The sequence below is a fragment of the Haemophilus parainfluenzae genome (assembly GCF_003252755.1).
Classification (GTDB): domain Bacteria; phylum Pseudomonadota; class Gammaproteobacteria; order Enterobacterales; family Pasteurellaceae; genus Haemophilus_D; species Haemophilus_D parainfluenzae_N.
This window is the reverse complement of sequence record NZ_QEPT01000005.1, coordinates 117477-130216: the sequence shown is the minus strand read 5'-3', so window position 1 is coordinate 130216 and position 12740 is coordinate 117477. Positions and strand designations below refer to the sequence as shown.

The following is a 12740-nucleotide window of genomic DNA, read 5'->3' as shown; positions in this document are numbered from 1 at the left end:
AAATTAGGGGGATTATACTGGAACATCATTTACAACAACAGTTATTTGTATGGTCGTTGACTAATCCCACCGATTGCATAAAGGCGTAGCATGTCGTTTCGCCAACAAAGACAAAACCACGCTTTTTCAACGCTTTTGACATTGCTTTTGAGGTTTCAGTTCTGGTAGATACCACAGAAATATCCGGTACATCATTGATAATTGGTTGATGATTTACGAACGACCACACAAAATCACTAAAATTTTCACCGCACTTTTCCATGGCTAAATAGGCTTTGGCATTTTTCACAATGGCTTCCAGTTTTGCTCGATGACGGATAAGTCCGGCATTTTCCATACAACGATCAATATCTTGTTCGGTCATTTGCGCGATTTTGGCAGGATCAAATTGATGGAATGCAGCCCGATAGGCTTCACGTTTTTTCAATACAGTAATCCAGGAAAGCCCCGCCTGTTGTCCTTCTAAACAGATTTTCTCAAACAGTTTTTGGCTGTCAAATTGTGGCTTGCCCCATTCCTTATCATGATAGTCTATGTAAATCGGAAGTTTGCCTACCCAAGGGCATCTCGTATTTGTACTCATACCATATCCTTTTTGAGTTGTTCATAGATAGCAACAAAATCAGGCATTACTCCGCGCCACAAATGGAATGAATGGGCAGCTTGCGCCACCAGCATACCAAAGCCATCGCTGACGTTATTCAGACCTAAGGATTTACAGTAGGCAATAAAAGGCGTATCACTACCTTTGGCATATTGCATGTCATAACAAGCGCGGGCCAATGATAAGATAGAGCCATCAACGGCAGCGGTATGCCCGCTTAATCCGGCCGAAGTTGCATTGATCACTAAATCATAGGTTTGCGCGGGAATTGCATCCATCGCGACAGCTTCAATTATGCCGTAAGGCTTGAACTTATCTGCCAGTTGTTGCGCCTTTTCTAGGGTGCGGTTAGCCAAGACAATCTGCTGTTGTGCTTCCAATAAAGGCAGTAATACCCCTTTGGTTGCTCCACCGGCACCTAAAATTAAAATGCGTTGTTGTGGTTGAATCCAATCTAAGCGTTGCAAATCCGTCACTAAACCGATGCCATCGGTATTGTCCGCATAGAGTTTGCCGTTAGATAATTTTTTTAGTGTATTACAGGCTTCTGCCAGTTTCGCCCGTTCGCTATGTTCTTCAGCGAGCGCATAGGCGCGTTCTTTAAATGGTGCGGTGATATTGCAACCTTGCGCTCCTGCAGCAAAAAAGGCCTGTAATTGCTGCTCAAAATCCTCAAGGTCACCTAATTTGGCAACATATTCCATCGTTTGCTGGGTTAGCTTGGCAAATAAGCGATGAATCAACGGGGATTTACTTTGGGCAATCGGATTGCCCCAAACGGCATAGTGCTGCATATCTTATCCTTGTCTGAATAGTTGGTTTGTGAGCAAATCGCGAATTTCCGATGGATTTTGTGCTTGGCCGACTGCTTCATCAAGCACGGGAAAATCTGCCCCAAATTGGGAACGCACAGCATCTGCGTTGCGGCAAGGTGATAAACCAGTTAAATTCGCACTGGTCGAGGTGAGGGCAAAGCCTGTTTTTTCGCATAAGGCTTTGACGGCAGGATGAGTACATAAACGCACCGCAATGCTATTAAATTGCCCCGTCAGAAAATGTGGGACTTCTGCCTTTGCCGGCACCACCCAGGTGATTGGATGTTCATATTGTGCCTGTAAGCGTGCAAGCTGTTCGTCAGACAAATGGGAAAAATCAACAAAAGGCTGCAAAAAATGCAAGCTCGGCGCGACTAAAATAAGGCCTTTTTCAATCGGACGTTGTTTTAAATCAAGCAATTTTCTGACCGCACTTTCACTTAGTGGATTACAGCCCAAACCGAATACCGCCTCAGTAGGATAGGCAACGACTTCGTCTTGCATTAAACGGGTGGCAATTTGTTGTACATTCATTTTTCGTTCTCAAAAATATGTCGACAGCCTTTATTCGCACACTGCCACACTTGCTGTTCGGCATTTTCACTTTTTAATAGCGCAAGTGGAAAATGGCATTGTGGACAAGGCATGGCATAGGGTTTTGCCGGCAAGGAAAATTTACAATGGGGAAAGTTATCGCAACCATAAAAGATTTTCCCTTGTCGTCCGCGACGGGCAACCAAATGTCCTTTATGGCATTCCGGGCAGTCTATAGATTGTTCTTCATCCTGTTGCTCATGCACCACAAAATCACAATCGGGATAATGACTACAACCGATGAACATGCCAAAGGCACCTTGTTTGAGTTGGAGTGGATTGCCACATTGCGGGCAGGTCTCATCAAGCTCTTTCAACACCTTATGTTCCACCTTATGCAAGGGGCGCAAATAATCACAGGCGGGATATGCGGTACAACCTAAAAACAGTCCCTTTTTACCCTGTTTCATTTGCAGAGGCGCGCCGCATTGTGGGCAATATTCTTCGTGTTTTGTGTGTTGGAAAAGACTTTGACTCATACGCTGTCCCTATGCTTGTAGCATTACTTCCAATTCTTCTTGGACCGCTAACCAATCCATTTCGACTTCTTCCAATGCTTTCTTCACCTCTACTTGCAGTGCCAAAAGTGCGGTCAATTTTTCTTTATTTTCTGCACTGTATAGTTCGGAATCTGCCAATTGGTTTTCAATCTCCGCAAGTTTGGAGGCATGCTTATTCATTTTTTCCTCCAATTGAGAGATTTGTTTACGAAGAGGTGCAGTTTGTTGGCGAAGTTCGGCCTCACGACGTTTTTGTTCCTTGCGATTTTGCATGGAATTTTCATTGTCGTCATTTTTCTCCGAGGATTTATTTTCTGGTGCACTGTTTTGTTCGTTAAGCCATTTTTGATAATCCTCTAAGTCGCCTTTGAATTCTTCCACTTTTTTATCGTGTACCAAATAGAATTCTTCCACGGTATTACGTAGTAAGTGACGATCATGGGAAACCACCACCAAAGAGCCCTCATAATCCACCAGCGCTTCGGTCAATGCCTGACGCATATCCAAATCCAAATGGTTAGTTGGTTCATCGAGCAGCAATAAGTTTGGTCGTTGCCAAACAATCAGTGCAAGCACCAAACGAGCTTTTTCTCCACCGGAAAAGGCTTTCACCTCTTGGTTAACTTTGTCACCATGGAACGCAAAACTCCCAAGATAATCCCGTACCTGTTGCTCCGTTTGCTCTGGTGCGAGTTTCTGCATGTGCCAGAGAGCGGATTCGTCTGCACGTAGCGTATCAAGCTGATGTTGCGCAAAATAGCCAAGTTGCACGCCTTTAGCTAATTGTACTGTACCAGAAAGGGCGGTGAGCTCACCGGCTAACAATTTGATTAAGGTTGATTTTCCTGCACCATTTTTCCCGAGCAAACCAATGCGTGAACCCGGTACTAAATTCAGCTTAATTTTACTTAAAATTTCTACCACACTTTCGCCGCTGCCATAACCTGCGCTCGCCTGCTCAATCATCACTAAAGGATTCGGCAAGGATAGTGGTGGACGGAATTCAAAAGTAAAAGGATTATCCACATAAGCCGGTGCAATCAGTTCCATGCGCTCTAAGGCTTTCATACGGCTTTGTGCTTGTTTAGCTTTGGTCGCTTTGGCTTTAAAGCGGTCGATATATTTTTGTAAATGAGAGATTTTTTGTTGTTGCTGACGATACATCGCTGTTTGTTGTGCTAATTTGGTTGCCCGCTGCACTTCAAAGGAAGAATAATCGCCCGTGTATTCATTGAGCTTCTGATTTTCGATATGGAGGATTTTTGTCACAATCGGATCGAGAAAATCACGGTCGTGGGAAATTAATACTAAGGTGCCTTGATATTGCACTAACCAACGTTCTAACCAAATAACCGCATCTAAATCTAAATGGTTGGTCGGCTCATCTAGCAATAATAAATCCGATGGACAAAGCAATGCTTGTGCCAAATTCAAGCGCATTCGCCAACCACCAGAGAAGGATTTCACCGGTTGAGCGATTTCTTCTTGGTTAAAACCTAAACCATGTAATAAGGAAGCCGCGCGAGATTGAATTGTCCAAGCATCCAAGGTTTCTAATTGCCCGTGAATGCGTGCAATCGCATGGCCATCATTACGTTCATTGGCTTCATTAAGTTCCTGCTGCAAACGGCAATATTCGCGATCCCCTTGAATCACATAATCAATAGCGGGAATATCCAATGCCGGCGTTTCTTGATTCACCCAAGATACCCGCCAGTTGGATGGATAAGTGACTTCGCCGCCCTCTGGCGTTAATTCTTTTTTTAATAGGGCAAAAAGAGACGACTTACCGCAACCATTCTTCCCCACCAAGCCGACTTTTTGTTTCGGATTGATGGTTGCCGTGACATTCTCAAGCAATTCGGTTTGCCCGCGCTTTAAGGAAATATTATTAAATACAATCATTTTTTCGAATACATCTGAATTTGTGCCTATTTTGCAATATTTTTCCTTTTCTCGGAACAGTCTATTCCAATTTTATCGATATTTCTGCCTGAAAAAACATGTATAATGACGCTCAACAAATCAATCAGGAGGAAATAAAATGAAGCTCTCTATTCTTAATCTCGCCCCTGTCCGAGAAGGGCAAACTTATTTGCAAGCCGTTGAGTCTATGGTAAGTCTTGCAAAACATTCTGAAAATATCGGCATTGAACGCTATTGGATTGCTGAGCATCATAATATGAAAAATTTGGTGAGTTCAGCGACCGCACTTTTAATTCAACATACGCTAGCCAATACGAAAACTTTGCGCGTGGGGTCAGGTGGTGTGATGTTACCGAATCATTCGCCGTATGTAGTCGCTGAGCAATATGGCACACTGGAGACGCTTTATCCAAACCGTGTTGAACTCGGTTTAGGCCGTGCACCAGGAACTGATATGCAAACGGCTGCAGCACTTCGTCGTGGACGAAACAGTCTGGATTTCCCTGCGGAAATTGCAGAACTTCGCGGTTACTTTAAAGATTCCAACCCTGTTTCGGCTTATCCTTCCGCTGGCTTGAATATACCGTTTTACATTTTAGGATCTAGCACCGAAAGTGCGTATCTTGCGGCAGAGCTTGGCTTGCCTTATGCCTTTGCTTCACACTTTGCGCCACGCATGATGGAAATGGCGGTGGAGATTTACCGCAAAAACTTCAAACCTTCTACCTATCTTGCTGAACCTTATGTCATCTTAGGTGTGAACGCGATTGTTGCTGAAACCGATAAAGAAGCGAAACAACTGGCGACAACACAAACACTATTTTTCTTAAGCGTGGTGACTAACGCACAACAAAATTTACAACCGCCTATGGCTTCAGAAGAAGATGTTTGGAAAACTCAAATGCACGCCCAAAAGAAACCACACTTTGGCCCAGTCGATTTCGAGGAAATCCCGATTTACAACCAAGAGCGTGCAGTAGTGGAACAAATGACTGCTTGTTCGCTTATCGGTAGTCCTGAAAGCGTGGATTTTCAACTCAAGCAATTACGTGAACGAGTACATTTTGATGAAATTATGGCAGTGAGCTATATTTTTGATGAGCAAAAGCAAGCCCAATCTTACACGATGTTGAAAGCGATTGTGGATAAACAATAGCGAGACAAAAAGAAAAGTGCGGTGAATTTCACCGCACTTTAAATCAAAAAATATTAATAAGCCGTTTCTATTGGTAAACCGGCTTTCTCCCAGCCATCAAACCCACCAATGACGCTAAACACATTTTCATAGCCTTGCTCAACAAGGAAAGTTGCCACATTTCGGCTGCTCACGCCATGATAACAACTCACGATAATCGGGGAGTCAAAGTCCACCTGTTCTTCAAATTGTAAAAAGCTTTGGTTGGTTAAATGAAACGCCCCTTTCGCATGGGAATAGGTGAAACGTTGTGGATCCCGAATATCAGCAAGCATGGCGCCATTTTGCACCATTTCCCAAGCTTGTTCTGGGCTAATTTCTTTAAACGACATGATTTTTTCCCTTTGCGCGCTGTTTATACACGCCATCAAAAATAATCAGGCTCATCGCCAATACTAAACAAATGAATAACGGATAGCTGTCCGCATCCATTTCCTCTCCAATTAAAAATGAAATAATCACCATCAAAATGGTTTCAACATAACCTAAAAGGCCAAGCAAATTCATCGGCAGCATATTACTGGCTATAACATAAGCAATTAATGCAGCACCACTAATAAGCCCAAGTAATACCAATAATCCCCAAATATTAGGATTCGATTCCTGTACAGTAGCAAAATCGGTTTGAAGGGCAAAGTAAACGCTAACTGGCAATAATGCGATCATTTCTAAGCAAAAAGCACCAAGATCGGTATTTTTCAGGGCTTTTCGTATCGAGAAGTACGTGGTATAACCCACACAGATAACAATGGCTTCCCAAGATAACCCACCTTTTAAAATGATGTTAGAAATCACTCCGACCGCCGCAATTACCACAGCTATAAATTTCAATGTTGAAATTCGTTCTTTAAAAATGATCCGTCCTGCGGCCACCATCACAATTGGCAACAATAAATAACCGAAAGAAACATTTAAGGAGCTACCATTATTGGGGGCCCACAAAAAGAGCCACATTTGATAACCCATTAATGCGCCACAAATAATATAGGAAAGGGCAAAGAGCGGTTGTTTTTTAATGCGTTTTAAATGCTCTGCCAATGCCTGCTTTTGTTTAAACATGATGACGGAAAGGGCAACGAAAGGGAATGTAAACAGCATTCGATAGCCGAAAATATCCGTGCCACTGAGCGGTTTCAGTAGCGTGGAAAAATAATACATATAGCCAAATAAAAGCGAGGCTAAAAGTGAAATAAGTATGCCTCTTAACATAATAAATCCTTAGGTTAATTCTGCTTATTATTTTAGTCTAACATCTCCCAAAATGCACGAATTAGGGGATTCGCTAAATTTCTTTTTTGCACACAAACGCCTAAATCAAATGCCTCGACTGGATTGTCTAAATTTAAACGAGACACGTCTTTTGACATCGGGTTATTATCAATCACCACATCAGGCAACATCGCTAATCCAAAACCGAGCGCTACCATTGGTACGATACCTTCGTGCCCCGCTACTGTGGCATAAATTTTTGGATGTTTAATGTGTTTGCTACGTAACCATTGTTCAATACGCTGCCGCGCCATTCCATCCAATGGCAAAATAAAAGGCATTTGCTGCCAATTGATGGGCTCTTCTTGCAATAATTGTGTGGCTAAACAAGCGACTCGAGGGGCAATTAATGAAAGGGAAATATCATCAATCTTATAAAACTCTAATCCTGTCGGCAGATTATTCGGTTTTCCCGCCAAAGCAAGATCCACCTGTTCCGATTGAATGAATTGCACCGCAGAAGCGGGGTCACCAGTAGTCAATTGAATTTCAACCTTTGGATAATGAGAACGAAATTTGGCTAACACCTGCGGCAAGTGGCTATATGAAGCCGTTACCGAACAAAATAAGCGTAACTCTCCGCTTAATTCCGCTGAATTATCCCGCAATTGGCGCTTAAACTGTTGCCAGTTTTGCCATTCTGCTTTCGCAAATTGCAGAAATCTCTCACCTTGTTCGGTTAAACGAACTTGGCGATTATCACGAATAAATAAAGATTGTTCTAATTCCTCTTCCATTCGTTGAATCTGGCGTGAAAGCGTAGACGGCGACATATGATTTTGCGTAGCGGTTTTAGCAAAATTTTGTGTGTCCGCAAGATGAAGAAATATTTGAAGGTCTTGAAAGTTCATATGTATCACTAAAATGCAAATATCGTTGCAAAAAATGCAACACTAAGTGTCAATAATATCACTTTACGCAATAATTAAAAATCTTATAATCCATGACACAACAAAAAACTATATTCAAACACAACCTCATACAAACATTAATCAACATCATATTAAGGATGAAAAATGGCTAACTATTTCAACACATTAAATTTACGCGAAAAATTAGATCAATTAGGTCGTTGTCGTTTTATGGATCGCAGCGAATTTGCTGACGGTTGCAACTACTTAAAAGGCAAAAAAATCGTTATCGTAGGTTGTGGTGCGCAAGGTTTAAACCAAGGTTTAAATATGCGTGACTCTGGCTTAGACATTTCTTATGCATTACGCCCTGAAGCGATTGCGGAAAAACGTGCTTCATTCCAACGTGCAACTGAAAATGGTTTTAAAGTGGGCACTTACCAAGAGTTAATCCCAACTGCAGACTTAGTGATTAACTTAACGCCAGACAAACAACACTCTAAAGTGGTGGCTGATGTGATGCCATTAATGAAAAAAGATTCTGCATTCGGTTACTCACACGGTTTCAACATCGTTGAAGTGGGTGAGCAAATCCGTGAAGACATCACTGTAGTCATGACTGCACCAAAATGTCCAGGTACTGAAGTACGTGAAGAATACAAACGTGGTTTCGGTGTACCAACATTAATCGCGGTTCACCCTGCAAATGACCCTCGTGGCGAAGGTATGGCAATTGCAAAAGCATGGGCAGCTGCAACCGGTGGTGACCGTGCAGGCGTATTAGAATCTTCGTTCGTCGCAGAAGTAAAATCTGACTTAATGGGTGAACAAACCATTCTTTGCGGTATGTTACAAGCAGGTTCAATCGTATGTTACGACAAACTTGTTGCTGACGGTAAAGATCCAGCATACGCAGGCAAACTTATCCAATACGGTTGGGAAACTATTACTGAAGCCTTAAAACAAGGCGGTATCACATTAATGATGGATCGCTTATCAAACAGCGCAAAATTACGTGCATTTGAACTTGCTGAACAAATCAAAGAAAGTCTTGGTTTCTTATATTACAAACACATGGATGACATCATCAGCGGTCACTTCTCAGCAACTATGATGGCTGACTGGGCAAATGGCGACAAAGATTTATTAGCATGGCGTGAAGCAACTGGCAAAACTGCCTTTGAAAACGCACCAAAAGCAGACGGCATCAAAATTTCTGAACAAGAATACTTTGATAACGGCGTATTAATGGTAGCAATGGTGAAAGCGGGTGTTGAATTAGCCTTTGATGCAATGGTAGCAAGCGGTATCTATGAAGAGTCAGCTTACTATGAATCACTTCACGAATTACCGTTAATCGCTAACACCATTGCGCGTAAACGTTTATACGAAATGAACGTAGTTATTTCTGATACGGCAGAATATGGTAACTACTTATTCTCTAACGTAGCGACCCCTATTCTTGCTAAAGAAATCATCCCAACCTTACAAAAAGGTGACTTAGGTGAACCAACACCAGCAGTTGCTATCGACAACATCACTTTACGCGATGTAAACGATGCAATCCGTAACCACCCAGTTGAATTAATTGGTCAAGAGTTACGTGGTTATATGACAGATATGAAACGTATCGCTGTTGCAGGTTAATCATTAAATCGTTAAAATTTAAGCCAGCTTTTATTCAATAAGTTGGCTTTTTTATAATCCAAAGGAATTCATATGAAAAACAATAAAATTTTTAACCGCACTTTTAAAGTGAGTTTGGTGGCTATGGCGTTAGGATTAGTTAATTCGGCATGGGCCATTGATTATAAACTATATGAAGGTACCGTATATAAGAATCCGGAAAGAACTGACTCTGAAGTAAAAAATATGAATTTTAATTCAGATTATGGATATGATTTAACAAATAAAAAGAATCTTGCAACTGTATCTTTTCGAATGAAAAATGGTTTAAATAATAAGGATTATCCAACAGAATCACTAATTTTCCTTTATCCTCAATTTTCTAAGGGGCCTAGTTCATTAGAAATCAAACCTAATAGCACTTTCACATTATCGAAGGCTTTTCCTGAAAGTTCTGTTTTTGAATTGAGAGATGCAAATCTCAAATTCCACACCGGTAATATCAATTTATTTAAGGGGCTTTCAACAGTTAATGAAGAGGGCGAGTCAGTTTCAGGAAATTCAGCATTTGAACTTCAAAGTAATAGCACCATTGATATTGATTCAGTGAGTATTGTTAGTTTAGCTGAAGAGAGCATCGGGTACCAACTATTTGATAAATCTACAGCAAATATTACTAACTCCTCTATTTTCCTAGGGGAAGGTAACAGCACTGCTGTAGATGCAGAAAACTCAGCATTAAATATCAAAAATTTAAATATCACGCTACAGCCAGCAGGTAGCGATAAATCAACTACTATTGCATACATATCTGAGAATACTACATTAAATATTGAGGACAGCTTGCTCACAATTGAAGCGAAAGGTCAAAGTAAAGGTTTAGGTTTTGTACTTGATGGTGGTATGACCAACATTACAAATTCCAACATTGAAAATAACACTGGAGATGTTGTTATTTTTACTAATAAACAAGATTCTCGAGATACAACAAATAATTACAGCTCAACAACAGTTAATCTAAAAAATACTAAAATCCCCGATGCAAAAGTATTGGTTGGATTAAACATGCCCGATCTAGCTGATACGGACTTATCTGAAGGAGAGAAAACTAGCTCACCTAGATTTGTGTTAAATGCAGATAACTCACAGTTAAATGGTGCAGTAAAGCAATATGACGGTACAAATAAAACGCCTGTTACATTAAATCTAACTAACAATACTACATGGGATTTAGTGGATAATTCAGAAGTAACAGACTTGCATTTAAATAACTCAGCGGTTTCTTTAACTAATACAAACGCTCCTTATGCAACATTAACTATCACGGGTAATCTCACTGGCTCAGGTATCTTCAACCTCAACACCAATATCGCTGAAAACAAAAGCGATAAAATCGTTGTTAAAGGTACTGCCGAAGGTAATCATAAAATTGGGGTAACTAACCAAGGTGCAAACGTTGCTAACGGCAAAGTGACACTTGTAGAAACCAATGGTGGTAATGCGGCGTTTAGCTTAACTAACCCGAATAATCGTGTAGATTTAGGGGCTTACCAATATTTTCTAACCAAAGAGGGAAATAATTGGGTATTAGCTAACTCTAAAAATGTAGTTACTCCAACTCCACCTGTTGCACCAGTTACACCAAGCAAACCAGTAGTGACCCCAAGCAAACCTGCGGTAACGCCTAGCACTCCAGTAGTAACCCCAAGTAATCCAGTAGTACCACCTGCAGTTCTACCAAGCACACCATTACTTTCAGACTTAGCGAATGCACAAGTTTCTCTTCGCCAAGCACAATTGCTTTTAGTGGAAGATGATTTAAATGGCATTCATCAACGTCTAGGTGAAGTGAAAAACGGTGAAAAAGGTAATGTATGGGTTCGTAATGTGAATTCTCGCCAAAAATTAGCCGCACTTTCGACAGGTGAGAGTGAAACTTCTGGCTTTAAACAAAACGTACATAGCTTACAAGTGGGCGCTGATGCGGTTGTAACAGATAACCTCCGTGTTGGTGGATTTGTTGGTCGTAGCCAAGCTAACGTTGATTTCAATGGTTATTACGGTGATGGCAAAGTAAGAGGCAACAGCGTGGGCTTATATGCAGCTTACCTTGCAGATAACGGTATTTATGTAGATAACATCGTGAAATACAGCCGTTTACACGCTAACTCAAATTACACTGAAAAACGCCATTACAACGCTTATACTATTTCGAGTGAATTAGGCAAACGCTTTAGCCTTGTGAACGATTGGACAATTACCCCGCAAGCACAATTAGCGTGGACACATATTTCATCACAAGAGAATGAAGATAGCTTATCTTCTGTGTATTCTCGAATTGGTTTACGTGTAGCCAAAGGCTTTGCATTAAGTAATGGTTGGAATTTACAACCTTATGCAGAAGTCAATGCGATTACTAGCAAAAACCGTAGCAGCAAAATTCATTACACAAACAGCGCACTTGATGTTGCAAGCAGCCGCGGACGTTTTGAAAGTGCGGTCGGCTTAAATGCTGGATTTGCAAATCATCGTTTTGGTTTAGAAGTAAGCCGTGCTGACGGTAAAAACTTCGATAAACCTTATGCAATTCAAGCAGTTTATCGCTATCAGTGGTAATATAAGAGGGCGGGTTAAAATCCGCCCTTTTTTTCTTTTTTACTCAATAAATAATATGTCAAAACCTTTCCCTTCTCACTCATTTACAACCAAACGAACGGCAAAATCCACTCGTTCATTTAAGCCTAAAGCGAAGCCACTTACATTAGAACAAACAATCGTTGTTTTATTTAACAAACCTTTTGATGTGCTGACACAATTCACCGATGAAAATGGCCGAGCTACATTAAAAGATTTTATTACCATTCCTAATGTGTATGCGGCAGGACGATTGGATCGTGATAGCGAAGGGTTACTGATTTTAACGAATAATGGTGAAGTGCAACATCGTTTGGCTGATCCTAAGTTTAAAACAGAAAAAACGTATTTTGTGCAAGTGGAAGGCATTCCTGAAGAGGCTGACTTAGACAAGTTTCGTCAAGGCGTTGAATTGAAAGATGGGATGACGAAGCCAGCAAAAGTGCGGTTGATTTCAGAACCAGATTTTCTTTGGCCTCGCAAGCCACCTATTCGTGAACGTCAAAGTATTCCAACGAGCTGGTTAGAAATTAAAATTAGTGAAGGGCGTAATCGACAAGTACGTAGAATGACGGCACATATCGGCTTTCCGACATTGCGTCTCATCCGTTATCAAATGAGCCATTTAACACTTGATGGATTGGGTAATGGTGAATATCGCTGTTTGAATGAAGAAGAAATGCGTGCGTTATTCAAACAACTTCATTTGAACAACGCACATTAAGA

The 12740-nt window shown here is 41.1% G+C and carries 12 protein-coding genes; 4 read left to right on the top strand and 8 right to left on the bottom strand.

What is annotated here, in order from left to right:
- Positions 1-25 precede the first annotated feature (25 nt).
- Genes DPV95_RS07670 through DPV95_RS07650 form a run of 5 tightly spaced genes read right to left on the bottom strand, consistent with a single transcriptional unit; the run spans position 26 to position 4418 of the window.
- Positions 26-583 carry a DNA-3-methyladenine glycosylase I gene (locus tag DPV95_RS07670; RefSeq protein ID WP_049366630.1) on the bottom strand — a complete coding sequence of 186 codons (558 nt, stop codon included), beginning with the start codon at positions 581-583 and terminating at the stop codon, positions 26-28.
- On the bottom strand, positions 580-1398 hold the full coding sequence (aroE, locus tag DPV95_RS07665) for a shikimate dehydrogenase (RefSeq protein WP_049366631.1): 819 nt from the start codon (positions 1396-1398) through the stop codon (positions 580-582). The genes DPV95_RS07670 and aroE overlap by 4 nt, the downstream gene beginning before the upstream one ends.
- Positions 1399-1401: 3 nt before the next feature.
- Positions 1402-1953, bottom strand: a complete 552-nt coding sequence (gene tsaC / locus DPV95_RS07660) for an L-threonylcarbamoyladenylate synthase type 1 TsaC (protein WP_005699170.1) — start codon at positions 1951-1953, stop codon at positions 1402-1404.
- Positions 1950-2492, bottom strand: a complete 543-nt coding sequence (locus tag DPV95_RS07655) for a DNA topoisomerase family protein (protein ID WP_049366632.1) — start codon at positions 2490-2492, stop codon at positions 1950-1952. Before DPV95_RS07655 ends, tsaC begins: the two co-directional genes overlap by 4 nt.
- Before the next feature lie 9 nt (positions 2493-2501).
- Complete coding sequence (locus tag DPV95_RS07650; protein WP_049366633.1) at positions 2502-4418, bottom strand: ABC transporter ATP-binding protein; 1917 nt, start codon at positions 4416-4418, stop codon at positions 2502-2504.
- Between the two features lie 139 nt (positions 4419-4557).
- Here DPV95_RS07650 and DPV95_RS07645 point away from each other — a divergent pair, with 139 nt between their 5' ends.
- Positions 4558-5595: an LLM class flavin-dependent oxidoreductase gene (locus DPV95_RS07645; RefSeq protein WP_049384665.1), complete on the top strand. Its 1038-nt coding sequence runs from the start codon at positions 4558-4560 to the stop codon at positions 5593-5595.
- A gap of 53 nt (positions 5596-5648) precedes the next feature.
- On the opposite strand, the gene glpE is transcribed toward DPV95_RS07645, so the two are convergent.
- The 3 genes from glpE to ilvY are packed head-to-tail and all read right to left on the bottom strand — an operon-like array spanning position 5649 to position 7754.
- Positions 5649-5966, bottom strand: coding sequence for a thiosulfate sulfurtransferase GlpE (gene glpE / locus DPV95_RS07640; protein ID WP_111328703.1), 318 nt, complete (start codon positions 5964-5966; stop codon positions 5649-5651).
- The gene (gene rarD / locus DPV95_RS07635) at positions 5956-6843 is read right to left on the bottom strand and encodes an EamA family transporter RarD (RefSeq protein WP_111406897.1); all 888 of its coding nucleotides are present in this window, start codon (positions 6841-6843) and stop codon (positions 5956-5958) included. The genes glpE and rarD overlap by 11 nt, the downstream gene beginning before the upstream one ends.
- A 32-nt stretch (positions 6844-6875) precedes the next feature.
- A complete protein-coding gene (gene ilvY / locus DPV95_RS07630; protein WP_049366637.1) occupies positions 6876-7754 on the bottom strand; it encodes an HTH-type transcriptional activator IlvY in 879 nt (292 codons plus the stop codon).
- A 165-nt stretch (positions 7755-7919) separates the two neighbouring features.
- Here ilvY and ilvC point away from each other — a divergent pair, with 165 nt between their 5' ends.
- The 3 genes from ilvC (at position 7920) to DPV95_RS07615 (ending at position 12738) form a co-directional block, all read left to right on the top strand.
- Complete coding sequence (ilvC, locus tag DPV95_RS07625) at positions 7920-9401, top strand: ketol-acid reductoisomerase (RefSeq protein WP_049373691.1); 1482 nt, start codon at positions 7920-7922, stop codon at positions 9399-9401.
- Positions 9402-9473: 72 nt separating this feature from the next.
- Positions 9474-11996: an autotransporter outer membrane beta-barrel domain-containing protein gene (locus tag DPV95_RS10440; RefSeq protein WP_165818933.1), complete on the top strand. Its 2523-nt coding sequence runs from the start codon at positions 9474-9476 to the stop codon at positions 11994-11996.
- A gap of 55 nt (positions 11997-12051) precedes the next feature.
- Positions 12052-12738, top strand: a complete 687-nt coding sequence (locus tag DPV95_RS07615; RefSeq protein WP_049384670.1) for an rRNA large subunit pseudouridine synthase E — start codon at positions 12052-12054, stop codon at positions 12736-12738.
- Positions 12739-12740 lie beyond the last annotated feature (2 nt).

Excerpts from the sequence above, each read along its gene's own strand:
- ilvY (WP_049366637.1), bottom strand. The coding sequence starts at position 7,754 with ATGAACTTTCAAGACCTTCAAATATTTCTTCATCTTGCGGACACACAA.
- rarD (WP_111406897.1), bottom strand. The coding sequence starts at position 6,843 with ATGTTAAGAGGCATACTTATTTCACTTTTAGCCTCGCTTTTATTTGGC.
- DPV95_RS07615 (WP_049384670.1), top strand. The coding sequence starts at position 12,052 with ATGTCAAAACCTTTCCCTTCTCACTCATTTACAACCAAACGAACGGCA.
- glpE (WP_111328703.1), bottom strand. The coding sequence starts at position 5,966 with ATGTCGTTTAAAGAAATTAGCCCAGAACAAGCTTGGGAAATGGTGCAA.
- ilvC (WP_049373691.1), top strand. The coding sequence starts at position 7,920 with ATGGCTAACTATTTCAACACATTAAATTTACGCGAAAAATTAGATCAA.
- DPV95_RS07645 (WP_049384665.1), top strand. The coding sequence starts at position 4,558 with ATGAAGCTCTCTATTCTTAATCTCGCCCCTGTCCGAGAAGGGCAAACT.
- DPV95_RS07655 (WP_049366632.1), bottom strand. The coding sequence starts at position 2,492 with ATGAGTCAAAGTCTTTTCCAACACACAAAACACGAAGAATATTGCCCA.
- aroE (WP_049366631.1), bottom strand. The coding sequence starts at position 1,398 with ATGCAGCACTATGCCGTTTGGGGCAATCCGATTGCCCAAAGTAAATCC.
- DPV95_RS07650 (WP_049366633.1), bottom strand. The coding sequence starts at position 4,418 with ATGATTGTATTTAATAATATTTCCTTAAAGCGCGGGCAAACCGAATTG.
- tsaC (WP_005699170.1), bottom strand. The coding sequence starts at position 1,953 with ATGAATGTACAACAAATTGCCACCCGTTTAATGCAAGACGAAGTCGTT.
- DPV95_RS07670 (WP_049366630.1), bottom strand. The coding sequence starts at position 583 with ATGAGTACAAATACGAGATGCCCTTGGGTAGGCAAACTTCCGATTTAC.
- DPV95_RS10440 (WP_165818933.1), top strand. The coding sequence starts at position 9,474 with ATGAAAAACAATAAAATTTTTAACCGCACTTTTAAAGTGAGTTTGGTG.